Here is a 23,735-nt window from a genome sequence, read left to right on the forward strand (position 1 = left end):
GAGTTGTGGATTGGTTGGTTCAGATGTTTGGAGAGGCACAGCAACGCTTGTTTGAAGGCGTGGTTCAGCCGTTTCTGTTCCATTTCGGCATGGCGAACCTGCTCGAAGATGGCTACACGGCCACAGGCTGGCTGCTGGTGGGCTTGCTGCAGATAGCGGTCATGGTCGCGGTGATCGTGCCGCTGCAGCGCTGGAGGCCGGTCGAGCCCGTGGTGGACCGTCAGGCGATTCGTGTGGACATCCTCTATACGCTGATTCATCGGTTGGGACTGTTCAGGCTGGCCTTGTTCTTCACGACGGAGCCGCTGTGGAATTCGCTCATGGGCCAGCTTCATGTCTGGGGCTTGCCGGGCTTTCACCTTGACGACCTTTGGCCGGGCGTGACGGACAATGCCTGGGTCAGCCTGTTGATGTATCTGGTCGTCTTCGATTTGGTCGAGTACTGGATTCATCGAGGCCAGCACGGTTTTACCTGGTGGTGGAAGCTGCATGCCGTGCACCACTCGCAGCGCCAGATGACGGTGTGGAGCGACAACCGCAATCACCTGCTAGACGACGTGATCCATGACGCCATCATCGTGCTGGTGGCACAGCTGATTGGCGTGGCTCCGGGGCAGTTCGTGGCCATCGTGGCCCTGACCCAGCTCAGCGAGAGCTTTCAGCATGCCAACGTGCGCATCTGGTTTGGCCAGCTGGGCGAGCGCCTGTGGATCAGTCCACGCTTTCACCGCCGCCACCACGCCATCGGTATCGGCCACGAACCCATGGCGCCCGTGCGCAACAAGAAGGTGCATGGCAACAATTTCGGCGTATTGCTGCCTTGGTGGGACATATTGTTTGGCACGGCCAACTTTGATCTGCGCTATGACCCCACGGGTATTCGCGATCAGGTGCAAGCGAATGCAAAAGGTCAATTGCGCGACTATGGCCGTGGCTTCTGGGCGCAGCAGTGGCTGGCTGTCCTGCGATTGATGGGTCGCGCATAAGTCAATCCTTGAGTATGCTTGCCAGCATGAGCTTGCTACTCGACTCTTTTTGGCGTGCCATGGCGTATTGCCTGCATAAGCGGGTCATTGTCTGGTCACTCTTGCCGCTGCTGGCCATGGCCTTGATGGCCTGGCTTCTGGGTTACTTCTTCTGGGCCGATGCGGTCCTCAAGGTGCAAAGTCTGCTGGACGGGGTGGGCTGGCTGCATTCCTTATGGCTATGGCTGCAGGGGCTGGGCCTTGGGTATGCCTCGGAGGTGGTGGCTTCCATTTTTGTTGTGTTGGGCGCAATGCCGGTACTCGTGGTGCTGGTTTTGCTGCTGGTGGGCCTGTTCATGGCGCCTGTGCTGACGCAGCTGGTGGCCGAGAAACGCTTTGTCGGGCTCGAGAAAAAGCATGGTGGTTCCACCGTAGCCAGCCTGGTCTGGTCAGGCGGCTCCACGTTGATTGCGCTGCTGGCCTTGTTTGTCACTCTGCCGCTATGGGTGTTCCCGCCGCTGATGCTGGTAGTGGCGCCTTTGATATGGGGATGGCTCACCTACAGGGTCATGGCATTTGACGCCTTGTCCGAGCATGCCAGCAAGGACGAGCGCCGGGCCTTGTTTGCCCGTCACCGCATGTCGCTCATTCTGATGGGTGTGATCTGCGGCTATCTGGGCGCAGCACCTGGTGTGGTCTGGATTTCCGGGCTGCTGTTCCTGGCCGCTTTCTGGATTCTGGTTCCGATTGCGATCTGGATTTATGCGCTGGTGTTTGCCTTCTCTGCACTGTGGTTTGCTCACTTCTGCCTGGCGGCGCTGGAGCAAATGAGGGCGCAGACCATGCCAAGTGCTGCCGACCCGCAGGTCCCGTTTGCACCTGGTGCAGATGATTCGGATGGTGCAGCTTCGGTGGCTCGCTGAGAAGCGTCTGCAGCAGGGCGAATCAGGTGTCATGCACCAAAAACAATCCTATTTCTAAATTGCACCATTTTGGTGCAATGATGTTCACCAAGATGGTGCAATTGTGAGGCGTGCTCTGGCAGTGAGACAATGCGCGTCTGTTTGGTGCAGTTTGCAGATGCAGCTCTGGTAAGTGCCTATGTCTTGTGCCGAATATCTTTACACCAAGGCTCGGTTTCGGTGCGCAGATGTTGTTGTGAGGCGCCGAGTTCGAGTTGGCACGCAAACTGCTAGATACTATTCATTCTTTATTTGATCAGCCAAAGTTGGCAGGAGAGATCTAATGGCGAAGACCGTTGCAGACGTGATGCAGATGGTGCAGGATAACGAGGTCAAGTTCGTGGACCTGCGCTTTACCGATACCCGCGGCAAGGAACAGCACGTGACCGTGCCCGTGTCGCACTTCGACGAGGACAAGTTCGCCTCGGGCCATGCTTTCGACGGTTCTTCCGTTGCCGGCTGGAAGGGTATCGAAGCCTCGGACATGCAGCTGGTTCCCGATCCCAACACTGCCAATATCGATCCCTTCTTCGAAGAAACCACACTGATTCTGCAGTGCGATGTGATCGAACCCGGTGATGGCAAGGCCTACGACCGCGATCCCCGCTCCATCGCCAAGCGTGCCGAAGCCTATCTGAAGGCTTCCGGCCTGGGCGATACCGCTTACTTCGGTCCCGAACCCGAATTCTTCATCTTCGACGGCGTGCGCTGGGGGACAGAGCCTCACAACCCCTTCTTCGAAATCGAAGAATACGAGGCTCCCTGGAACACCGGCACCAAGTTCGAAACCGGTAACCGTGGTCACCGTCCTCGCGTCAAGGGTGGCTACTTCCCCGTTCCTCCTGTCGACAGCACTCAGGACATGCGTGCAGAGATGTCGCTGCTGCTGGAAGCGGTCGGCATCCCTGTCGAAGTGTTCCACCATGAAGTGGCCGGCGCCGGTCAGAACGAAATCGGCACACGCTTCTCGACCCTGGTCGAGCGTGCCGACTGGACACAGCTGCAGAAGTACATCATCTGGAACGTGGCCAACACCTACGGCAAGACGGCAACCTTCATGCCCAAGCCCTACGCTGGCGATAACGGCTCCGGCATGCACGTGCACCAGTCCGTGTGGAAGGATGGCAAGAACCTGTTTGCCGGCGACGGCTATGCCGGCCTGTCCGACTTCGCCCTGTACTACATCGGCGGCATCATCAAGCATGCTCGTGCGCTGAACGCCATCACCAACCCCGGCACCAACAGCTACAAGCGTCTGGTTCCCGGCTTCGAAGCGCCCGTGAAGCTGGCCTACTCGGCCAAGAATCGCTCGGCCTCCATCCGTATTCCTTACGTCAGCAATCCAAAGGCTCGTCGCGTGGAAGCCCGCTTCCCCGATCCTCTGATGAACCCCTACCTGGGTTTCGCAGCTCTGCTGATGGCCGGCCTGGACGGCGTGGAAAACAAGATCCATCCCGGCGAAGCCGCGACCAAGGATCTCTACCACCTGCCTCCCGAGGAAGACAAGCTGGTGCCTACCGTCTGCCACAGCCTGGATCAGGCTCTGGAAGCCCTGGACGCCGATCGTGCGTTCCTGACCAAGGGCGGTGTGTTCTCCGACAGCATGCTGGATGCCTACATCGAGCTGAAGATGGGCGAAGTGACTCGCTATCGCCAGTCGGTGCACCCTGTCGAATACGATATGTACTTCTCGCTGTAAAGCAGAGGTCAAAAAAAGGCGGCGCAAGCCGCCTTTTTTATTGAGCGCCCGCTGCGGCGGGCATGGCAGCAAAGGAACCAAACGGGTTGGTGGCGGTCAAGTAGTCAATAAAAGCCGCGGGCTTGGAGCGATACTCAGGGTATTGCGGACTTGCGGCCGCCGTCTGCCTGAGAGGACCGAATGAAGAAGTTTTATGTGTTGTCGTTGCTGTGTCTTGCATCCGGGCTGGTTTCTGCCCAGGATGTGATCTACCGCTGCGGCAATGAGTACACCAACAATGTTTCGCAGGCCAAGGCCAAAGGGTGCAAGCCGGTCGATGGCAGTGGCGTGACGGTGATTCACGGCACCAGGCCCTCGGGTGGCAATGCCGCTGCGGCTGCGGCCAAGCCCAAGCTGGCAAGTAGCTCTGCATCGAGCGCGCCGGCCCCGGCTCGCAGCGACAGTGCCGCGCAGAAAGCGCGTGACTCCGATGCACGAGCCATCCTGCAAGGCGAGCTGAACAAGGCCCAGGCCAGACTGTCCGAGCTGAAGGCAGAGTACAACGATGGCAACCCCGTGCGCACGGCGCTGGAGTTGCGCAATCCTCAGGGCTACCCGGAGCGGGTGGCCAAGCTCAAGGCCGATATCACACGCCAGGAAAGTGATATCGCAGGCATCAGGCGAGAGCTGGACCGGCTGCCTGCGGTCAATTAATCCGGCCCCTGGGGCTGGTCATTTTTGGTCTATCGAATGAGTTCCACTGCAGCCCCGCTCCCCGATATCTCCAGGCCTGATCCGGATCAGGCCAATGCTCACGGCTACCAGTCGCTGGACTGGCTTTGCACCCTGATTGCCGTGCTTGACGAGTACGGCATGGTGCGCTTCGTCAACGCGGCGCTGGAAAACGCCCTGGGCCAGTCGCGCCGCATCATGGTGGGCAGTGACTTCGCCACCTGCTTTGCCGAGCCGGCCTTGCTGGACAAGGCGCTCAGCGGCGCCCGTTCCAACGACTTTGCTGCGCTGCGCTTCGAGGCCAGCCTGCTGCGCCTGGGGCAGGAGCCCTTGCCGATTCACGCAGCGGTTTCGCTGGCCGAGAAGGCCGGTCATGTCATGGTGGAGATGTGGCCGCTGGAGCAGCAGGCCCGTCAGGATCGCGAGGAGCGCATCCGAGAGCAGGCGCTGGCGAACAAGGAACTGATCCGCAATCTGGCGCACGAGATCAAGAATCCGCTGGGCGGCATTCGCGGCGCGGCCCAGTTGCTGCAGATGGATCTGGTCACGCCCGAGTTGTTGGAATACACCACGGTCATCATTCACGAGGCCGATCGCCTGCAGGCGCTGGTGGACAGATTGCTGGCTCCGCATCGCCACCCGCATGAGGTGGGCGACGTCAACATCCACGAGGTCTGCGAGCGCGTGCGTTCACTGGTGCTGGTCGAGCATCCTCAGGGGCTCAAGATCACGCGCGACTATGACATTTCCATTCCCGAGTTCAGAGGCGACAGCGCACAGCTGATACAGGCTCTGCTCAATATCGTTCAGAACGCGGCACAGGCGCTGGGGCGGCGCATTGCAGAGGGCGATGCCGAGATCATTCTGAAGACGCGTGTGGCCAGACAGGTCACTCTGGGGCGCGAGCGCTACAGATTGGCACTGGAATTGCATGTAATCGACAACGGGTCAGGCGTGCCAGATGCCATCAAGGAGCGGATTTTCTATCCTTTGGTCTCCGGCAGAGACGGCGGATCCGGCCTGGGGCTGACGCTGGCTCAGACCTTTGTGCAGCGTCACCATGGCCTGATCGAGTGCGAGAGCCAGCCGGGGAGGACGGATTTCCGAATCCTGATACCGCTGCCATAAAGCCTGACATTATCAATATGCAGAAGAAGGGAAGGATGTTGCACGAATGAAGCCAATCTGGATTGTGGACGACGACCCTTCCATCCGCTTTGTGCTTGAAAAGGCATTAGGGCGTGAAGGCTGGCCCATTCGCAGCTTTACCCAGCCGCGTGATGTGCTCAAGGCCCTGGCTGATGTGGACAACAGCGATCCCGAGCGTCAGGCTCCACAGGTGCTGGTCAGCGATATACGCATGCCCGGCGGCTCGGGCCTTGAGCTGCTGGAGCAGGTCAGGGCGCAGCAGCCCGGACTGCCCATGATCATCATGACGGCCTATTCCGATCTGGACAGTGCCGTCTCGGCGTTCCAGCGTGGGGCCTTCGAGTATCTGCCCAAGCCCTTCGACGTGCCCAAGGCCGTGGAGTTGATCCGGCGCGCCGTCGAGGAAAGCCAGCGCGAGGAGGTGGCCGATGTGCAGGCTCCGGTGCAGGCGGAAATGCTGGGTCAGGCACCTGCCATGCAGGACGTGTTTCGCGCCATCGGCAGACTGAGTCAGAGTCATGTCACGGTGCTGATCACCGGGGAGTCCGGTGCCGGCAAGGAGCTGGTGGCACGGGCGCTGCACAAGCATTCTCCGGTTGCCGGCGGACCGTTTGTGGCCATCAATACCGCAGCCATTCCGAAAGATCTGCTGGAGTCCGAGCTGTTCGGCCACGAGCGCGGCGCCTTTACCGGCGCGCAGACCCAGCGCAGGGGGCGTTTCGAGCAGGCCGAAGGCGGTACCCTGTTTCTCGATGAAATCGGAGACATGCCGTTCGAGCTGCAGACGCGTCTGCTGCGGGTGCTCTCCGACGGTCATTTCTACCGGGTTGGCGGACATCAGGCCGTCAAGGCCCATGTGCGTGTGATTGCGGCGACGCACCAGGATCTGGAGCTGCGCGTCAAGGACGGAGCTTTCCGCGAGGACTTGTTCCATCGCCTGAATGTGATCCGTCTGCGCCTGCCTGCATTGCGCGAGCGCAAGGAAGACGTGCCCATGCTGACCCAGCATTTCCTGCAGCAAAGCGCGCGTCAGCTGGGGGTTGAGCCCAAACGCATGAGCACGGCCGCCATGAGCCGCCTGCAGGCCTTCAACTTCCCGGGCAATGTGCGCCAGCTGGAAAACATCTGCCACTGGTTGACCGTCATGGCTCCGGCCCAGCAGATTGCACTCAAGGACTTGCCGCCCGAAGTGCTGGGCAGCTCTGCACCGGTGAGTACAGCAGTCTTTGCCAGCGCATTGAGCAGTGGTGTGGGCCTGGATCAGTCCAAGGCAATCTTGCCTGAGGCGGCAGCCATGTCCGTGCCAGGCACTGCGGCGACGCCTTTGGCCGAAGTTCCGGCATTGACCGATGGCTGGCTGGAAGGGTTGGGTAAGCAGGCCGAGGAGCTTTTGTCGCAAGGCCACCACGATGTATGGGATCAGCTGTCCCATCAGTTCGAGGCTCAGTTGCTGCGAACGGCCCTGGCAGCCACGCATGGTCGCAGAGTCGAGGCTGCCAGCCGGCTGGGGATTGGCCGCAACACCATCACCCGGAAGCTGCAGGAGCTGGGGCTGGAAAACGAGAATTTCGACTGAAGCAGTGCAGTGGTCACTCGCTTTCGCGGTGGGTTTTATCCGTCCTACATGGTGCAATCACGGTTGACGACATGAGGCAGATGGCGCAGGGATAAAAATCAACAGGCCTCTTGTTGATTGGACTGTTTGCGTTGTCTGCCTTGCCTTTACCCATCTCTTTCCCGCCTGCACCGGAGTCTTTCCCGCGGGATGCGAACGCCTTGTCGCCATTGCTGCAGATGCCGGAGGCCGAGGAGGCCTTCTGGCACGAGCGCTATATGTGCGAGCCTTACTTTGTCCCGGGGCGTAGCTTTGATCAGTATTACCCCGCCTATCTGCTGGGCTGGCAGGCCGGCAGATATCGGGCTCGGCAGACGGCTTCGGGGAGGAGCAGGAGTTTCGAATCCCTGGAGGCCGAGTTGCGCCAGCATTGGTCGCGGCATTGCGGGGGCAGTCTGCTGGACTGGTCTCAGGTCAGAGCTGCCGTCAAGGCAGCCTGGCGCCGTGCGATTGTTCCACCCCTGTCCAAGCCTTGCGCGGAGGCTGTACTGGGCCAGATGGCGAAGAACAGTCTTGCTCTGGCATTACAGGCAGGACGGCGTTTTGCGCAAAGCTCCAGACTGTTCTTGACGACTGCGGACTCCAGCATGGCTGTCGATGCCCTGCGCCGCTTCTCGCAGGATTCGCACAAGCTGGTTTCCGAACTGGAGGAGCTGCTTGATGGTGTTCCGGTCGCCCCGCTATCCATGGCCTTGGATGAGGGCGGTCTGCTGGAGCGAGTGCGCAAGACCTGGCTTGACTACTTGGGGGAGACGGCGGCCGAAACCTGGCTGGATGTGCTGCGGCGCTTGCAGACCTGGCTGGAGCGCACGGAGCACACTGTTCAGCTGGATTTGCCGGTCAAAGTCGCCAAGCTGCTCAAACGCCATGTGATGCTGTTGCGTGGCCAGCTGCAGGCCTTGCAGTGGTTGAGCCATGGCGCCGCCTGATCCGCGTCCCGCCTCAGTCCAGTGTGACAACCACGGGGGCGTGGTCGCTGGGCTGTTTGTTCTTGCGTGGAGCGCGGTCCACGCTGCAGGCGCTGACCTTGCTCTTGAGAGCCTCGCTGACCAGAATATGGTCGATGCGCAGGCCGCGATTCTTCTGAAAGCCCAGCATGCGGTAATCCCACCAGGAGTAGCTTTTTTCCGGCTGCTCGAACATGCGGAAGGCATCGCTCAAGCCCAGCTGCAGCAGGCGCTGGAAATGGTCGCGTTCCTCCACCGTGTGGTGGATCGTGTCCTTGAGGCCGACGGGGTCGTAGGAGTCGCGATCTTCGGGAGCCACGTTGAAGTCCCCCACCAGCACCAGGCGCGAATGCAAGGCCATCTGCTCCTTGACCCAGTCTTGCAACGCCTGCAGCCAGCGCATCTTGTAGGCAAATTTTTCCGAGCCAGGTTCCTGGCCATTGACGAAGTAGCCGTTGATCAGACGAATTTCGCCGTTCGGCGAGTCTATGGTCGTGGCAATGATGCGGGCCTGTTCGTCGTCAAGCCCGGGAATGTTGCGCACCACATCGCGCCCCGTGTCGCGCGTGATCCAGGCCACGCCGTTATAGGTCTTCTGGCCGTGGCTGACTGCCTTGTAGCCAGCTTCCTCGAACGCCATGTGCGGGAACTTGTCGTCGGTGAGCTTGAGCTCCTGCAGTCCCAGTGCATCGACGGGGTTGGCGGCAAGCCAGTCCAGCACCTGCGGCAGTCGTACGGACAAGGAGTTCACATTCCAGGTGGCAATTTTCATTGTCATATAAGCCCACTTGATTTCAATGGGTTGCGTATCTGATTTTCAGGTTCCTAGCTCTAGCTACCCAGCTAGCTACCTAAAAAAGGTGTTCAAAAGATGGTCGTGCTTTCAGCTCCTTCTATCGTATCAGCCACATAGTTCCCGCTGAGCGAGCGCGTTTTGGAATAAGGCGGCCAAGTTGCAGTCGCAAGCCTATGAGTGATGAACATGCCTTTGAGCCGTCGCACATGTGGCATCACATGCACACGCACGTGCCGTGCCGGTGTAACAGCCAGAGTGCGATCAGGCTACGCACACGCTCCAGGGCCTTGACGGCTTGCTCCAGAGAGGTGATTGCGCCATGTCACAGCAACAAGGCTGGTTCGGCATCTCCGTCAGGCTCGTATTTGGGCGAGTGCCATTGGCTAAAACATATGACGGATACCGACGCCGAAGCCTGTCTGGTTGATTCCGGCGACCGGCAGGCTGCCAGCCTGGCCGCTGCTAGCGCTGAATGTGGCATTGCCGCTGTTCTTCATGTGTCCCAGTGACGCGTAGGCGGCGGATCGTTTGGAGAAGTGGTAGATGCCACGCAGCACCATGAACTGGCCTTTGTCGCTATTGGACTTGTACTGGAGCCGGTAGTACTGGGTGTCGAAAGTCCATGCTCCTGCGGGATATGAAAGGCCGACGAACCACAGGTCGCTGCGGGGGGAGACCTTGTAGCCATCGTTGTCGCGGCGCAGAAATCCCGCTCCAATCTTGATTCCGTTGAATTTCACATAACCGTTGAGCATGGTGCGCTTGTCGCTCATGCTGCTTTGGCTTAGACCACCAAATGCACCTGAGCCCCCCCTTGAGCACGTCATGAGCCAGCGCAGTCCCCCAACTGGCGGAGTCGTACTTGAGCAACATCGACCATTCGCGGCAAGCATTCCTGTCGGTGCCACTCTCGCCGGCACAATTTGTGCCGGCGGGGCTAGGGCCAGCATTGACCGTATCGCGCCCAAAGCTGTAGGTCATGCCAACGGTCAGTCCTGAGAATGTGCCCTTGTAGGAGATGGCGTTGTCGGCGCGTGCATTCGGAAAATAGCTGTCGAAGTTCGCAATGCTGTGCATACCCGGCCCGATGACATCGGCGTCATGCATCGACCAAAACAGCATCGTGTACTGCCGGCCAAGGCCAACCTGACCCCAGGGGCCGTTCAGGCCAACAAACGACTGTCGCCCAAACCCGCGCCCACCTTGGTTCAAGACGCCCGAATCAGGTGCGATGCCCATTTCGAGAACGAACTGGGCACTTATTCCTCCCCCCAAATCTTCACGGCCACGAAATCCCAGCCTGGATGGAATGTTGCCCGCATTGCTGGGGATGCGCGTGAGCCCAGAACCAGTGGCACCCACATGGTTGATGTGCTCGACAGCGGTGTCGAGCAGCCCATAGATTGTGATGCTTGCTTGGGCATGACAGGTGCCTCCCACCCACAGGAATGCAGCGGCACAGAAAAATTGCTTGTTCATCGGGGTCTCCTCCAGCATTGCGGTCCAACGTTCGCATGCACCTCAGGCGATAGCCGTCGGCAGTGGCGAGCAATCAGCCTGTTCGCTGAGCTCCATCAGCAGCTGCATACACAACTGTCCGCGCTCGGCAGCGCGCTCATGCCACAGGTTGTGTTGCTCGAGCGGATCGGCGTGCAGGTCGTAGAGCTCGCACAGCTCGGGCAAGTTGCTCAAGGTCAGGCGCCATTCTTCGTTGACGAGGCTGCGAAGGCGGTAGCGGTGCGTTCTTCCGTGCGGCAGCACCACGGGCTCGCTTTCGACAATGACACCAGGGCGCGATGGGACTGTTTGCGACTGCCCGTCCAGCCAGGGCAGCAGATTGAGTCCCTGAATCCCGTTGTAGGGGGCGAGCCCGCAGCGCGCCAGCACGGTCTTGGCAATGTCGATGGTTCCGGATGGCAGATCCAGGACTGGAGGAGCGGCCCGGCTGCATGGGTCCTTCCAGATGAAGGGTACGCGCGTGAGCCCACTGAAATGCATGGCACCCTTGAGCACGATGCCGTGGTCGCCCATCATGTCGCCGTGGTCGCTGGTGAAGATGATGACGGTGTCGTCCTCTATGCCCAACTCCTGAAGAGTATGGAGTAACTGCCCGACCTGCTCGTCGATCATGCTCACCATGCCGTAGGTCAGGGCCAGCGTTTCCTGGCATTCACGGCTGGTTACGGCGTAGGCGCCGTAACCCTCGCGGGAGCCTCCCTCTCTGGTGTAGCGATGAACGTCGACCAGCAGTTGAGAGTTGCCGGGCTTGCCGAAGCTGGGTGGCAATGGCATGTCCTCAGGCTGGTACATATCCCAGAACCGTCCCGGAGGGGTGAACGGATGGTGCGGATCGGGAAAGGACAGGTTGAGAAAGAACGGCTTGCCGGGTGAACCCTGCACATGCTTTCTGAGCCAATCGCAGCCGCGCTCCCCCACCCAGGCCGAGGGGTACAGTGCCTCGGGCATGGCCGTGCGCCATGCCTGCGGCGCGCTGTAGCCTGGCGAAGGCAGGGCGTTGGCGCGGCCGCGCAGACTGTCGGGTGCGGGGTGGCGTTGGGCCAGCCAGCGGGCATAGTCACCGTCGACCTGGTCGCCGTGGAACGTAGCCAGCTCCACATGTTCGAAGCCGTAGTAAGGGGTGGTCACCGCCATGCGCTTGCCACTGCGCCAATCGGGCGTCCATTCGTTCAAATACCCGTCGCCGTCACGCTGGCGCTTTCGTGCGTCCAGTAGCTCGAGCGGCGGCGCGACACCTTGGTCAGCATGGCTCCAGCGACGGCGAGCCGGGCCGTCATAGCCAAAAGACTGCAGGTGAGACTTGCCTATGAGTGCCGTGGCATAGCCTCCTGCACGCAGCAGTTCCACAAAGGTAGTGTGATCGCGCGAGAGGCTGATGCCGTTGTGCACCACGCCATGCAGCGACGGCAGCCGTCCGGTCATCAGCGTGGCGCGATTGGACATGCAGGTGGTGCTGGCAGCGTGAAAGTTACTGGCGCGTACGCCGGTGCGGGCCAGGCGGTCAATGTTTGGTGTCTGCAGCAGCGCGTTGCCCGCGCAGCCCAGGTGGTCGGCACGCTGCTGGTCGGTGACGATCAGCAGCACGTTGGGAGTCTTGTTCGTCATGGGCCGGCTTTCAGTCGGCAGTGATGCCAAGTTCTTTCACAAGCTTGCCGTAGCGCTTGTAGTCGGCGCGGGTCTTTTCGGCGAAAGCGCTGCGTGACTGGTTTTCCACGCTCTGGTACAGGTTTTTGAACTGGGCTGCGACCTCGGGTTTGGCCAGAATCTCGCGCAAGGTCTTGTTGATGTCGTCAGCCAGCGCGGGGTCCATGTTGCGGGGGCCATAGACGCCGAAGGAAATGTCGACCTCCACCCCTGCAAAGCCTTGTTCCTGCATGGTTGGCAAGCTGGGCAGAAAAGAGCTGCGGGCCTTGTCTGCCACGGCCAGCGGTACCAGGCGCCCCGCATCGATCAGGGGCTTGGCAACAGGCATGCCGAGGAAGGTCAGCATCACGTGGCTGCCCAGCACGTCGTTGATCGCCGGTGTCGTGCCTTTGTAGGGCACATGGCGCAATTGCACGCGAGCTACCTTGTTGAACAGCTCGCCCACGATATGCATGGGAGACCCATTGCCCGAGGTGGCGTAGCCCAGGTCGGGCTGTGTCTTCGCCATCCGGGCCACATCGCCCGCCGTTTTTGCACCGAGTCTGGGGTTGGCGAGCATCAGCATGGAGGCTGATGAGAGCAGAGCGATCGGAGTGTAGTCCTTGACGACATCGGCATGCTGCCCGCCCGCCGGCAGCACGTGAGGGACCATGGTGAAGGTATTCGGTGTCACCAGCAGGGTGTGGCCGTCGGCCTCGGCGCGGGCTACGGAGTCGTTGCCCAGGTTGCCCGACGCTCCCGCCCTGTTCACCACGATGACGGGATTCTTCCAGCGCGCTTGAAGCTGGGGCGCCAACAGGCGTGCTATCTGGTCGGGAGCCCCTCCTGGCGGGAACGAGACGACCAAGGTAATGGGCCTGTCCGGATGTGTGGGCATGCCGGTTTGCGCGGCCGCGCCCCAAGCTGCCCCGCCGAGGCCGAGGCAAAGGGGGAGTAATAGTTGTCCAAGCAGGTGGGGCATCTGTGTGTCTCCGGCGATTTTGAATGTTTGCCGAACTTTACTTAGCGCTCGCGTGCTGTCACAGTGGGTGCAAGATTGAAACAGCTTCAAGCAGAATTTGTAAATCCATGGACAGGCTTAGACTCATCACCACATTCATGAACGTGGCTGAGGCAGAGAATTTCAGCCGTGCCGCGCAATCGCTGCACCTGACGCCACAGGCTGTGAGTCTGCAAATATCACAGCTCGAATCGTGGTTGGGCGTGCGCCTGTTCCACCGCTCCACGCGCCGCATGGCATTGACGGAAGACGGTCGTGTGTTCTATGAGCGTTGCCGCGTCGGTCTTCAGTCGATCGACCAGGGCGAGCGCGAATTGCGCGACCGCGCAAGCGGCATCACCGGCTCGATCAAGGTGGCCTCAAGCCTGAGTCTCGGGCAATTGCTGGTGGCGCCACTGCTGGCACAGTTCAATGAAAGCTATCCCGATATCCGCATCGAACTCGTGACACAGAACCCCTGGCCCGACACGGTGGACCTGGGCATGGACATCGGTGTGATCGGCGGACCACTGCTCAACGTATCGCTGGTCGCGCGCAGAGTCGGGCGCTTCACTCACATGCTCTGCGCCGCGCCTGCTTATCTGGCCGCCAAGGGGACACCCAAGAGCCCGCAGGAACTGCTGCAGCACTGCTGCATCGGCCTGAGGCACCCACGCACCAACCGCATCTGGCCCTGGACCTTTCAATCGGCCCGCCGGCAGACGATGCTGGAGCCGCCGTTCTCCTTCATCACGCAGGACCCTGCCGTACAGCGGCAGCTCGTGCTGCAGGGGGCAGGCATCGGCCAACTGACAGATTACTTTGCGCGACCTCTCATAGCCAGCGGAGCGCTGGTAGAGCTCCCCCTCGGCTACAGCGGCCCTCGTCTGGACGTGCATGTTTTCATTCCCCAGCGCGAACACACCCCCCGGCGCATCAAGTTGCTCAATGATTTCCTCTATGAAAGGCTCAAGCAGTTCTTTCACAGCTAAAAGACTAAGGATAGAAGGGCCCTGGTCGATAGCGAGGGCTGCAGATGCAGGAGTGGGAGTACACCAGAATAGGCACCTGGCGCATCAATGCTGTGCACGCAAATGGTGAGTTCGGGCATGTTTCCTCGCTGCGAAACTCACGCGAGTTGGACACCTCTCCAACCACCCGACAGGCGAGCCTGCCAGCTGTCCACGGGGGCTTTGACGATCCAAATCTGGTTCAGCCTGTGGGCTGGCAGCAGATCAAGATCTGGTGCAGACAAGGTTGTCTGCAGCGATCCCATTCAGGGCTTCGAGAGGCTGGACTTTCTGGAGGGACATGGTCTTTCTTGATGCCTTCGAAAAGCAAATTGCTCACAAGCGGGTGTGCAGGTCTTTGCTACATTGAGCCCATGAAACATGCTTCAAGCCTGGCAGGGATGATGATCGTCGTGGCGGCAGCCGGTGGCTGCGCGCAGTCGGTCTCGGTCAATTTTGGCAACCCCTCGGAAGCCAACTGCAAAAAGCAAGGCGGCGTGCTGCGCACCGAGAAGGGGGCGGATGCTGATCGAAATACCTGCGTGCTGCCTGACGGCTCTGCTTTTGAGGAGTGGGTGCAGCACGCGCGGCAGCCGTCCGCGAAATAGGTCGAGGCCCAGACCTGGCTTCAGGCAGTGGCAGGACGCTGCTCAGGCCAGAGCTGTCTTGATGCCGCGAGGGCTGGCAGGCGTGGAAGATGGCTTCAATCGCGCAGCACCACGGAGTGCTCGAAATTTTCCGATATGGCCTGTGTGCCGTCGTCAAAGACCAGTACGCGCTCGGGCCAGCGCATGGCGGCAAGCTTGCTGCGCTGCACGGGGTTGTCGCCGCGCAGGCGGTCTAGCCAGCGGGCACCCACCGAATAGTCCACGCAGAACACATTGCCGCGCAGGCCGTGCCATGACAGCGGGGGCGTGCCGCCAAACAGGTTTTCAAACTGCGAGCCATGCGCCGGTGCGTCGGCCGGGCGCAGGCGGCGCCAGTAGTGGCCGACGATGACGGCGGGCGCTTCTTCATATTCATTCCACCAGCCCACGCGTTCGACAAAACGCCATTTGCCGCCTGCGTAAAAGGGGTTGCGACATTCGCGCTCCACGCCGGCCGTCAGCACCTTCAAAGGATTGACCATGGCCTTGTTGAGTTCGTTTTCGCTGTGCGCTTGCAAAAAGGGGGGCTCGTGGCGATAGTCTTCCAGGCTGTAGGGCCAGCTCAGTTCTTCCTGGCGCATGCGTTCGGCCACGCACTGGGCAACGGACTGCTCTTCGGCAATTGTCTCGAAGTGGTCGTAGGCGGCGCGTGCGCTGCCGCTGGGCAGCTGGCGAATCATGGCGATCTGTTCGGGCCTCCAGGCGGCGTGAACAATGCGCAGATCCTCACGCTCCAGTGCGATCGGCAATTGGCCGAGCCGCTCGAGCATGGCGGGAGTCTGCTCGGCCGGCATGCGTGCAAAAGGCGCGTACTTGGGCTGGTCGGAGTCGATGCGGCTGTCGAAGAACCAGCCCGAGCCATCCTTGGCATCTTCGCGCAGCAGATTGATTTCGTGGTTGCCCAGCACCGCATGGGCCGTGCCCGAGGCCAGCATGGCGCCGACCAGCGCGAGCACGGAAGGGCTGTCCGGTCCGCGGTCGCAGAAGTCGCCGACAAACACCAGTCGCCGTCCTTCGGGGTGATTGCCCTGCAGGTCGTAGCCCAGATGGCCCAGCAATTGCACCAGCGCGGCGTATTCGCCGTGGATATCGCCAACGATATCGAGGGCGCCAGGAGGCAGGGGCTGGACTAGGCTCATGATGAAGGGCGATAGGCTTGCGGGTTTTGAGGGCTCAGGCTGCAGCAGGCTGCCTTGCCATTGTCATACGGCAGTCATGCAATGAAGCTGACAATTGTTGCAACGCAACACCGCTAAGGCAAGAGAGTTTTGTCTCTTGCCGGACTGCTGGCCGCCCCGTGCCGATACGATCCCGCACGGCACGAGACAAGGGTCAGCCCCGGCGCTCGAAGCGCACAAAGCAGTAGGGAAGGCCATTGGCGGAGACATGCTCGCTGCGGCTCACGGCTTGCCACTGCTCGCCCAGTTCGGGGGCAAAGGCATCGCCTTCGAAGTCGCGGCCGATTTCGGTCACTTCCACGGCATCGGCCAGCGGCAGAGCCTGGGCATAGATCTGCGCGCCGCCGATGACCCAGACGTCTTGCGAGAGCTTGTGGCCCAGTTCCAGCGCTTCTGGCAGGCTGGCGGCGCGCAGGACCTGATCGGACGCCGGTTCGGCTTGCCAGTCGGCCTGGCGGGTGACGACGATATTGCTGCGGCCCGGCAGGGGACGAAAGCGCGGCGGCAGCGAGTCCCAGGTCTTGCGGCCCATGATGACGGCGCAGCCCCGGGTCAGTTCCTTGAAATGCGCCATGTCTTCGGGCAGATGCCAGGGCATGGTGTTGTCCTTGCCGATGACGCCGTTGGCTGCGCGGGCGTAAATGAGTTGAATGGCCATAGCTATCAATAAAGAAGCTGCTGGCGCTTGCTATTCATGGACTTCAGATATGAAAGTATTTGAAATCGCAGGATGGCAAGCGCAAGCAGCTTTGATTTTTACAGTGATCCGCAGGAGTGCTGCTCAGACCGCCACAGGCGCCTTGATGCCGGCATGGTGCTGATAGTCCAGCACTTCGAAGTCTTCGTACTCGTAGTCGAAGATAGATACGGGCTTGCGCTTGATGTTCAGCGTCGGATAGGCGAAGGGCTGGCGCGACAGCTGGGTCTGCACCTGCTCGAAGTGGTTGTTGTAGATATGGCAATCGCCGCCGGTCCAGATGAAGTCGCCCACTTCCAGGCCGCATTGCTGGGCCAGCATATGGGTCAGCAGCGCATAGCTGGCGATGTTGAAGGGCACGCCCAGGAAGATGTCGGCGCTGCGCTGGTAGAGCTGGCAACTGAGCTTGCCGTCGGCCACATAGAACTGGAAGAAGGAGTGGCAGGGCATGAGCGCCATCTGGTCCAGCTCGGCCACGTTCCAGGCGCTGACGATGATGCGGCGGCTGTCGGGATTGCTCTTGAGCTGCTTGACGACTTCGGCAATCTGGTCGACATGCGTGCCGTCGGCCTTGGGCCAGCTGCGCCATTGCACGCCATACACCGGGCCCAGGTCGCCGGTTTGCTTGTCGGCCCACTCGTCCCAGATGGTGCAGCCGCGTTCCTGCAGCCACTTCACATTGCTGTCGCCGCGCAGAAACCACAGCAGCTCCAGAATGATGGATTTCAGGTGCACCTTCTTGGTGGTGACCAGGGGGAAGCCTTCATTGAGGTTGAAGCGCATCTGATAGCCGAAAACGCTGCGCGTGCCCGTGCCCGTGCGGTCGGTCTTGGACGCGCCGTGCTCGTACACATGGCGCATAAAGGTTTCGTACTGGCAGCGCACGGGGCGCAGGGTGCAGGTGCTGGAGTTCATGGTGCAAAAAGCGGTCAAAGACTGGCAAAGACTGGCTGTGCTGGCAGCGTACACAAGGTGCCGCAGCTCTTGAAGAGGGTGGGCCCCGAGGGCCGCGATAGCCGAAGTGTGCCACGGGCCGGAGCATGCCGAGTTGCCCGCTGTCAATGACCCATCCTGCGGCCCTGTCAGTCTCAAATCTGCCGCAGCTGGCTTCACAATGTCATGGAAAACAACCGAGCCGAACAAGGAGAGTGAGTTCATGTCACGCAATTTTGTGAGCACTGCGGCTGTTGCGCTGGCGATTGCGGCCTTGATGGCTGCCTGCGACAAGACCAAGGCACCATCTCCCACCGCCGCTGCAGCGGATGCCCGGGCAGCGGCTGCTGCGGCTGCAGCCGCCCCGCCCGATGCCATGCCCCAGACCCAAGAGCCCGCTGCCACGGCGCAGATCGAGGAGGCGGCCACGCTCTCCATCGAGGAAGTGCGCGTTCCCCATGTGGCCAAGGACGGCGAGCCAAGCCTGGACAGCCTCAAGCCGCTGCAGGGCAAGTACCGCTGGGACGGCGTGGACTATGTGAAGGACGGCGTGCTGGCCCTGCGGCTGAAGACGCTGATGGGCGGCAGTCAGTACGAGACGCTGCTCAAGAATCTGCAGGCCCTGGGCCCGCTGGAGCCCTCTGCAGGGCTGCTCTATGTGATGGGAAATCGCCAGCACCAAGGGGGCGAGGAAATGGCCGCCGTGGTGATTGATCCCGTGCGCAACGGCTTGCGTGTCTGGTTGCTCAGCGAGGGCAGGCAGACCGTGTTCACCGATGTGGATGGCGCAGACATCCCCTGGCCCAGCGCGGTTGAGAACATGCTGCGCAATATCGTTGCCTCTCGCTAAAGCCCCGGTCAATGCAAAAAGCCCTGCACAGCAATGCAGGGCTTTTTTGTCGGCGATGCCAGGATCAGCCGCGCGTCAGCACCACGCCGGGGTTCATGAGGCCCTGGGGGTCCAGCGCATTCTTGATGGCGCGCATCATCTGCAGCGCAACGGGGGACTGGTATTTTTCGAGCTTGTCCGTCTTGAGTGCGCCCACGCCGTGTTCGGCCGAGAACGAGCCGCCGAAGGCGTCCACGGCCTCGTAGACCAGGTGGTTGACCAGGGCCTCCTTGTCGCGCAGAAAGGCCTTGCCGTCCTCGCCCTCGGGAACCTGCACGTTGTAGTGCAGATTCCCGTCGCCCAGATGGCCGAAGTTGACCAGACGCACGCCGGGAATCTCGCGCTTGAGCACGGCGTCGGCATGCTCGACAAATGCCGGAATGCGCGAGGCTGCGACCGAGATATCGTGCTTGATGTTGAGGCCTTCCTCGGCCTGGGCCAGAGGAATGCTCTCGCGGATATGCCAGAGGTCATGGGCCTGGGTCAGGCTCTCCGCCACCACGGCGTTGACCACGCAGCCGTCCTCAAAGGCCAGCTCCAGCAAGTGCTCGAAGCGCAGGCGCGCATGCTGCTCGGACTCGCTGTCGCTGTTCTCCAGCAGCACGCAATAAGGGGCTTCGTCGCCCATGTCGGCAAAGGGCACGCGCAGCTGCGGCATGTGCTTGACGACCAGGCTCAGTGCGAACTGGCCCATGACTTCAAATCCCGTCAGTCCCGCACCCAGGTGCTGGTGCGCGAGGCCCAGCAGGCGTACGGCGGCCTCCATGGAGGGCACGGCGGCAAAGGCCGTGAGCTGGGCGGCCGGCTGCGGGAACAGCTTCATGGTGGCGGCGGTGATGATGCCCAGCGTGCCTTCGCTGCCGATGAACAGATCGCGCAGGTCATAGCCGGTGTTGTCCTTGCGCAGGCCCTTGAGGCCGTCCCAGATTTCGCCCTGGGGCGTCACCACTTCCAGGCCCAGGCACAGATCGCGGGTGTTGCCATAGCGCACCACCTGTGTGCCGCCCGCGTTGGTGCCCAGATTGCCGCCGATCGTGCAGCTGCCTTCGGCGGCCAGCGACAGGGGGAACAGCAGGCCTTGCTGGTCGGCCAGCTCCTGCAGGTTCTGCAAAATGCAGCCGGCTTCGACGGTGAAGGTCAGATTGTCCTTGTCGATATGGCGCACGGCGTTCAGGCGCGTCAGGCTGAGCACGACCTGCCGGCCGCTGTCGTCGGGGGTGGAGCCTACGGAAAGCCCGGTATTGCCGCCCTGGGGCACGATCTGCACGCCGGCTGCGGCGCAGGCCTTGACCACGCCGGCCACTTCGGCCGTGTTTCCGGGGCGCACCACGGCCAGGGACTTGCCGTGCACGCGCTTGCGCCAGTCCTGTTCGTAGGCGCTGAGGTCGCCATCGGTCAGCACATGGGGAGCGCCCACAATCTGGCGCAGGGATTCAAGCAAAGCGGTGGAAGTCATGACAAGCAGGCCGCAGCAGCGGCGGCAGAGAGGGGAGACAGACGGAAATCCTAAGCCACGCACAGGGCGGCTGCAGGAAAACCATGAAGCCGCAAGCGTAGAGCATGGCAGACTACGGGGCAATCGAAATAAATTGCTTGGTTATGCCAGTTTTTCCGAACAATATCAGCCTGCGCCAGTTGCGCGCCTTTGACGAGGTGGCGCGCCAGGGCGCGTTTGCCCCGGCAGCCCGCGAGCTGTGCCTGACGCAGTCGGCCCTGTCCGAATCCATTCGCCAGCTAGAAGATGCCCTGGGCCTGCGACTGTTTGACCGCACCACGCGAACCGTGGGGTTGACGGCCGCCGGTCAGGCCTTTTTGCTCGATGTGCGCCAGGCCTTCGAGATGCTGGAGCAGGGCTTTCAGAACCTGGGCGATCTGGCCGCACTGCGCCGCGGCAAGGTGCGCATTGCTGCCGCTCCGTCGGTGCTGGCCGTGCTGCTGCTGCCGGTGCTGCCGGCCTTGAGGGTCCGGCATCCGGGCATCGAGGTGGATCTGATTGAGGACAGCGCTGAAGGCATTGCCCAGCGCGTGCAGGCCGGCAGCGTGGATTTCGGCGTGGGAGCGGCACATCCGGCCGGCGGCGATTTGCTGACCCAGCCGCTGATCAGCGATGCCATGGGGCTGGTGGCCAGGCTCGATGAGCCCTTGCTGCAGGCCAGGCGGCTGACGGCGGCCGATTTGGCCCGGCTGCCCCATCTGGCTTTTGTGGGCCTGACCACCGATACCGCCATCAGCCAACTGCTGGCTTCGGCACCGGGCATGCCGCAGAACCTGCTGCAGACACCGCTGCGCCTGTCCAATCCGCAATTGCTGTTCGAGGCCGTGAGTCTGGGCCTGGGCGTCAGCATCGTTCCGGCGCTGACGGCGCGCCACCCTTCACTGGGTCTGCAGGGCGATCTGGGCTTTCGCCTGCTGGACGAGCCGCGCATTCTGCGCCGCACGCTGCTGATTCAGCGCCCGCGCCGTGCGCTGTCACCGGCCGCGCAACTGCTGTTCGATGCGCTGGCGGCGCAGGTGCGGACGCTGGCGCAGTTCGAAGGCATCACGCCTGATTGAGCCGGGCCGCCTTGACGGCACGTTGGCGCAGGCGCACATGGGCTGCGCAGGCGATGAAGAGCAGCACGCACAGCGCCACCTCTGCCAGCGCCAGCCAGCGGCTGGGCGCGGCATCGCTCCAGGCCCGCACCACGCCTTCGGTGAAGTACAGCCAGACCAGCAGACTGAGCCAGCGATAGGTGTACATGCGGCGCTTGAGCAGGCCGATCACGGCGAACGCCAGCGGCAGGGCCTTGAGAAACAGCCAGGTGCCGCCCTCGCGCAGCGGTGCCAGCCACAACTCCCAGGCCACGCACAGCAGCATCAGTGCCAGCAGGCTGCCCACGGCCAGCCAGCGCGTGGCGGCCACATCGGAGCCGGGCTGCTGGATTGGTGAAGAAGTGTTTTCGGCGGCTTGGGGCGAGAGGGCGTCGGTCATAGCAGTGGCATCATATCGGTCATGCCAGCTCTGTTTGAATCCGGTCGTTTTGTTTTGCGTTCTGCGCTTGATGTTGCGCAGCACCCGTCCTCCTTTTGCGTTCGTGAAGGAGTGCCGTCATGAAGAAAAACGAGCGTGCCGGCTTTTGGGCTGCGTTGGAAGGCAAGACGCAGCAAGCCAGGCCGGTGACGGAAGATCGGGACCGTGTGGTATCGCCGGCGTCGACAGCCGCACCTGCTGCAGCGCATGCAGCGAACGTTGCCGCCGAGCCCAGACAGGTCGAGCAGCGTCAGGAACCCAGCCTCGATGGTCCGGGCCTGCCGCTGGAGCCAGTGTTCGAACCCATGCCCGATCTTGGCAACGACCTGGCTCGGCCCGAACCCGTGCCAGCTCCTGCCGCGACGCCTGCGGCGGCATTCAGCACGGCAGCTCAGGGCTGGACCAGCTATTCCACGCCGAATACGACGCCAGCCCAGGACCAGAAAGCAGTGCATGCTTGCGTTTCAGGAGTGATCGACAGTCCCGACGGCGGCTCGGAGCGCGTTGCCGAGAGCCCGCGCAGCCGCAAACTCGACAAGGCCAGGGCGCTGGCAGCTAGCTGCAAGGATCTGGCCGGGCGTATCCCCAAGCCCCAGATGCCCAGCCAGCAGGAGCTCAAGACTGCCTTGCGCCGCAGGAGCCGCCGTGCGCAGCAGCGCCTGCGTACCTTCCCCTGGCACAACACGGCCCAGGTGCTGCTGGCGCGCTTCAAGGAAGACCGCCTGGGCGTGACGGCCAGCAGTCTTACTTTTACATCGCTGCTGGCGCTGGTGCCATTTTTTACCGTGGCGCTGGCCTTGTTCACGGCTTTCCCGATCTTTGGCAAGGCGCAGAAGGTGCTGGAGCGCTGGCTGATGGACAGCTTGATTCCCGAGACCATTGCGCGCCAGGTGCTGGGCTATCTCACGCAGTTTGCCTCCAAGGCCAGCCAGCTGGGCCTGGTCGGCTTTTCCATACTGATGGTCACGGCCATTGCGCTGATCCTGACCATAGACCGCACGCTCAACAACATCTGGCGCGTGCGCCAGCTCAGGCCGCTGGGCCAGCGCGTGTTGATCTACTGGGCCGCCATCACGCTGGGGCCGCTGCTGCTGGGCCTGAGCCTGGTGCTGTCGTCCTATGTGATGTCGGCCTCCAAGGGCATGGTCAATGCGCTGCCCGGCAGCCTGCGCTTTGTCTTTGATTCCATAGAGTTCGTGGTGCTGGCCGCCGGCATGGCCGGGCTCTACCACTATGTGCCCAACACGCCTGTGCGCTGGCGCCATGCCTTGGTGGGGGGCGTGTTTGTGGCCGTGTTCATGGAAGTGGCCAAGAAGGTGCTGGGCCTGTATCTGTCGTCCGTGCCGACCTACTCGGTGATCTACGGCGCGTTTGCCACGCTGCCCATCTTGCTGATCTGGATGTATGTGGCCTGGAGCATTGTGCTGCTGGGGGCTCTGGTCACGGCCTATCTGCCCACGGTGCTTGCCGGGGTGGAACGGCTGACAGGACACCGTGGCTGGCAGTTCGAGCTGGCCGTCGAGGTGCTGCAATGCCTGGCCAAGGAGCGCGAGCTGCCGCACAAGGGCCTGTATGTGCACCAGCTTTCGCGGCGCCTGCGTGTGGAAGCCTCCCAGATTCAACCCGTGCTGCAGGCGCTGGCCAAGCTGGACTGGGTAGGGGCCGTACAGCCGCCCGATGCCTATGTGTCGCTTGAGAGCACCGAGCCGCGCTATGTGCTGCTGGTCGATCCGCAGGCCACGCGGGTCGAGCCTCTGGTGCAGAGCCTGTTGCTTGAGCCGTCCGAGGCGGTGCGACCGCTGTGGCAGCGTGCCCAGCTCGATGCCATGACCGTGGCCGAACTGATTGCTGCTCCTGACGGAAATATTCATAGAGTTTGATCTCTGAAGGCGGATATCTATGAATATCTGCTCTGAAGTCCGGGCCTGCCGATGGCAGGCCTCGCATGGGGCCATGGGCGGCGATTTGCTGCGCAGAAAGCAGGCCGGCGGAGGTGCGCGGCGCTACATCTTGATGCGACCCAGCAAGATGTCGCGCCACATCATCCAGTCGCCCAGAAAGCTGTAGAGCGGTCGCTTGAAGCTGGCGGGCTTGTTTTTCTCAAAGCCGAAATGCCCGACCCAGGCAAAGGCATAGCCGCAGATCAGGCCTGCGAGCAAGTACCACCAGTCGCCTGTCAAAAACAGCGTCAGCAAGAACAGCAGCGACAGGCTGGTGCCGATGAAGTGCAGCCGTCTGCAGGTGAGGTTGCTGTGCTCGCCCAGGTAGAAGGGATAGAACTCGGCAAAGCTCTTGAACTGGCGCGGATCCACGCTGGCCTTGACAGCGCCGTCCGGCTCTGAGGTCGTGGTCTGTGACATGGCAACCCCCGGTGAAGGTGATGCTG

At 61.8% G+C, this 23,735-nt stretch carries 21 protein-coding genes and 1 pseudogene; 12 read left to right on the plus strand and 10 right to left on the minus strand.

The genetic code is table 11. The features are described 5' to 3' along the window. Positions 1-5 precede the first annotated feature (5 nt). The 7 genes from V8Z78_RS09655 to V8Z78_RS09685 all read left to right on the plus strand — a co-directional run bounded on the left by V8Z78_RS09655 (position 6) and on the right by V8Z78_RS09685 (position 8,030). The gene (locus V8Z78_RS09655; protein WP_012839165.1) at positions 6-986 is read left to right on the plus strand and encodes a sterol desaturase family protein; all 981 of its coding nucleotides are present in this window, start codon (positions 6-8) and stop codon (positions 984-986) included. A gap of 14 nt (positions 987-1,000) precedes the next feature. Next, complete coding sequence (locus tag V8Z78_RS09660) at positions 1,001-1,888, plus strand: EI24 domain-containing protein (RefSeq protein ID WP_003063784.1); 888 nt, start codon at positions 1,001-1,003, stop codon at positions 1,886-1,888. A 322-nt stretch (positions 1,889-2,210) separates the two neighbouring features. Continuing rightward, entirely contained in the window at positions 2,211-3,626 is a 1,416-nt protein-coding gene (glnA, locus tag V8Z78_RS09665; RefSeq protein ID WP_003063782.1) for a type I glutamate--ammonia ligase, read from the plus strand. Positions 3,627-3,806: 180 nt separating this feature from the next. Then, positions 3,807-4,319 (plus strand): hypothetical protein, encoded by a 513-nt coding sequence (locus tag V8Z78_RS09670; RefSeq protein WP_179626579.1) that lies wholly within the window; start codon positions 3,807-3,809, stop codon positions 4,317-4,319. A gap of 36 nt (positions 4,320-4,355) precedes the next feature. Then, positions 4,356-5,465: a nitrogen regulation protein NR(II) gene (glnL, locus tag V8Z78_RS09675; protein WP_003063778.1), complete on the plus strand. Its 1,110-nt coding sequence runs from the start codon at positions 4,356-4,358 to the stop codon at positions 5,463-5,465. Positions 5,466-5,511: 46 nt separating this feature from the next. Further along, positions 5,512-7,062, plus strand: coding sequence for a nitrogen regulation protein NR(I) (ntrC, locus tag V8Z78_RS09680; RefSeq protein ID WP_349731288.1), 1,551 nt, complete (start codon positions 5,512-5,514; stop codon positions 7,060-7,062). A gap of 200 nt (positions 7,063-7,262) precedes the next feature. Then, complete coding sequence (locus tag V8Z78_RS09685) at positions 7,263-8,030, plus strand: hypothetical protein (protein WP_223305606.1); 768 nt, start codon at positions 7,263-7,265, stop codon at positions 8,028-8,030. Between the two features lie 13 nt (positions 8,031-8,043). Here V8Z78_RS09685 and xth read toward each other — a convergent pair whose 3' ends face one another. The 4 genes and pseudogenes from xth to V8Z78_RS09705 all read right to left on the minus strand — a co-directional run bounded on the left by xth (position 8,044) and on the right by V8Z78_RS09705 (position 12,883). After that, positions 8,044-8,820, minus strand: a complete 777-nt coding sequence (gene xth / locus V8Z78_RS09690; protein ID WP_046460358.1) for an exodeoxyribonuclease III — start codon at positions 8,818-8,820, stop codon at positions 8,044-8,046. A 407-nt stretch (positions 8,821-9,227) separates the two neighbouring features. Beyond that, positions 9,228-10,323: pseudogene (locus V8Z78_RS09695) on the minus strand (porin). Positions 10,324-10,365: 42 nt separating this feature from the next. After that, positions 10,366-11,967 (minus strand): sulfatase family protein, encoded by a 1,602-nt coding sequence (locus V8Z78_RS09700; RefSeq protein ID WP_003063768.1) that lies wholly within the window; start codon positions 11,965-11,967, stop codon positions 10,366-10,368. A gap of 10 nt (positions 11,968-11,977) precedes the next feature. Then, positions 11,978-12,883 carry a Bug family tripartite tricarboxylate transporter substrate binding protein gene (locus V8Z78_RS09705; protein WP_080554119.1) on the minus strand — a complete coding sequence of 302 codons (906 nt, stop codon included), beginning with the start codon at positions 12,881-12,883 and terminating at the stop codon, positions 11,978-11,980. A 107-nt stretch (positions 12,884-12,990) separates the two neighbouring features. Here V8Z78_RS09705 and V8Z78_RS09710 point away from each other — a divergent pair, with 107 nt between their 5' ends. Further along, a complete protein-coding gene (locus V8Z78_RS09710; protein ID WP_349731289.1) occupies positions 12,991-13,977 on the plus strand; it encodes a LysR family transcriptional regulator in 987 nt (328 codons plus the stop codon). Positions 13,978-14,396: 419 nt separating this feature from the next. Beyond that, positions 14,397-14,603, plus strand: coding sequence for a DUF333 domain-containing protein (locus V8Z78_RS09715; RefSeq protein ID WP_046460354.1), 207 nt, complete (start codon positions 14,397-14,399; stop codon positions 14,601-14,603). Positions 14,604-14,698: 95 nt separating this feature from the next. On the opposite strand, the gene V8Z78_RS09720 is transcribed toward V8Z78_RS09715, so the two are convergent. The 3 genes from V8Z78_RS09720 to V8Z78_RS09730 form a co-directional block, all read right to left on the minus strand. Then, positions 14,699-15,781 carry a metallophosphoesterase gene (locus tag V8Z78_RS09720; protein ID WP_003063763.1) on the minus strand — a complete coding sequence of 361 codons (1,083 nt, stop codon included), beginning with the start codon at positions 15,779-15,781 and terminating at the stop codon, positions 14,699-14,701. 193 nt (positions 15,782-15,974) lie between these two features. Beyond that, positions 15,975-16,478 (minus strand): dihydrofolate reductase, encoded by a 504-nt coding sequence (locus tag V8Z78_RS09725; protein ID WP_034359311.1) that lies wholly within the window; start codon positions 16,476-16,478, stop codon positions 15,975-15,977. 123 nt (positions 16,479-16,601) lie between these two features. Further along, positions 16,602-17,432 carry a thymidylate synthase gene (locus V8Z78_RS09730; protein WP_349731290.1) on the minus strand — a complete coding sequence of 277 codons (831 nt, stop codon included), beginning with the start codon at positions 17,430-17,432 and terminating at the stop codon, positions 16,602-16,604. Positions 17,433-17,673: 241 nt separating this feature from the next. Between V8Z78_RS09730 and V8Z78_RS09735 the strand changes: the two genes are divergently transcribed. Further along, a complete protein-coding gene (locus V8Z78_RS09735) occupies positions 17,674-18,300 on the plus strand; it encodes an Ivy family c-type lysozyme inhibitor (protein ID WP_349731291.1) in 627 nt (208 codons plus the stop codon). A gap of 64 nt (positions 18,301-18,364) precedes the next feature. Here V8Z78_RS09735 and V8Z78_RS09740 read toward each other — a convergent pair whose 3' ends face one another. Continuing rightward, positions 18,365-19,795: an FAD-binding oxidoreductase gene (locus V8Z78_RS09740; RefSeq protein ID WP_003063759.1), complete on the minus strand. Its 1,431-nt coding sequence runs from the start codon at positions 19,793-19,795 to the stop codon at positions 18,365-18,367. 143 nt (positions 19,796-19,938) lie between these two features. Here V8Z78_RS09740 and V8Z78_RS09745 point away from each other — a divergent pair, with 143 nt between their 5' ends. Beyond that, positions 19,939-20,892: a LysR family transcriptional regulator gene (locus tag V8Z78_RS09745; protein ID WP_349731292.1), complete on the plus strand. Its 954-nt coding sequence runs from the start codon at positions 19,939-19,941 to the stop codon at positions 20,890-20,892. Here the strand turns inward: V8Z78_RS09745 and V8Z78_RS09750 are convergent. Continuing rightward, positions 20,879-21,394, minus strand: coding sequence for a DUF2069 domain-containing protein (locus V8Z78_RS09750; RefSeq protein WP_003063757.1), 516 nt, complete (start codon positions 21,392-21,394; stop codon positions 20,879-20,881). The genes V8Z78_RS09745 and V8Z78_RS09750 overlap by 14 nt on opposite strands. A 551-nt stretch (positions 21,395-21,945) precedes the next feature. Between V8Z78_RS09750 and V8Z78_RS09755 the strand changes: the two genes are divergently transcribed. Continuing rightward, positions 21,946-23,229, plus strand: a complete 1,284-nt coding sequence (locus tag V8Z78_RS09755) for a YihY family inner membrane protein (RefSeq protein ID WP_223305608.1) — start codon at positions 21,946-21,948, stop codon at positions 23,227-23,229. Positions 23,230-23,352: 123 nt separating this feature from the next. Here the strand turns inward: V8Z78_RS09755 and V8Z78_RS09760 are convergent, their stop codons facing one another. Beyond that, a complete protein-coding gene (locus tag V8Z78_RS09760) occupies positions 23,353-23,709 on the minus strand; it encodes an Mpo1-like protein (RefSeq protein WP_046460350.1) in 357 nt (118 codons plus the stop codon). Between the last annotated feature and the right edge of the window lie 26 nt (positions 23,710-23,735).

Origin of the sequence: Comamonas sp. wu1-DMT (genome assembly GCF_040187805.1) — a bacterium.
GTDB lineage: Bacteria > Pseudomonadota > Gammaproteobacteria > Burkholderiales > Burkholderiaceae_C > Comamonas > Comamonas thiooxydans.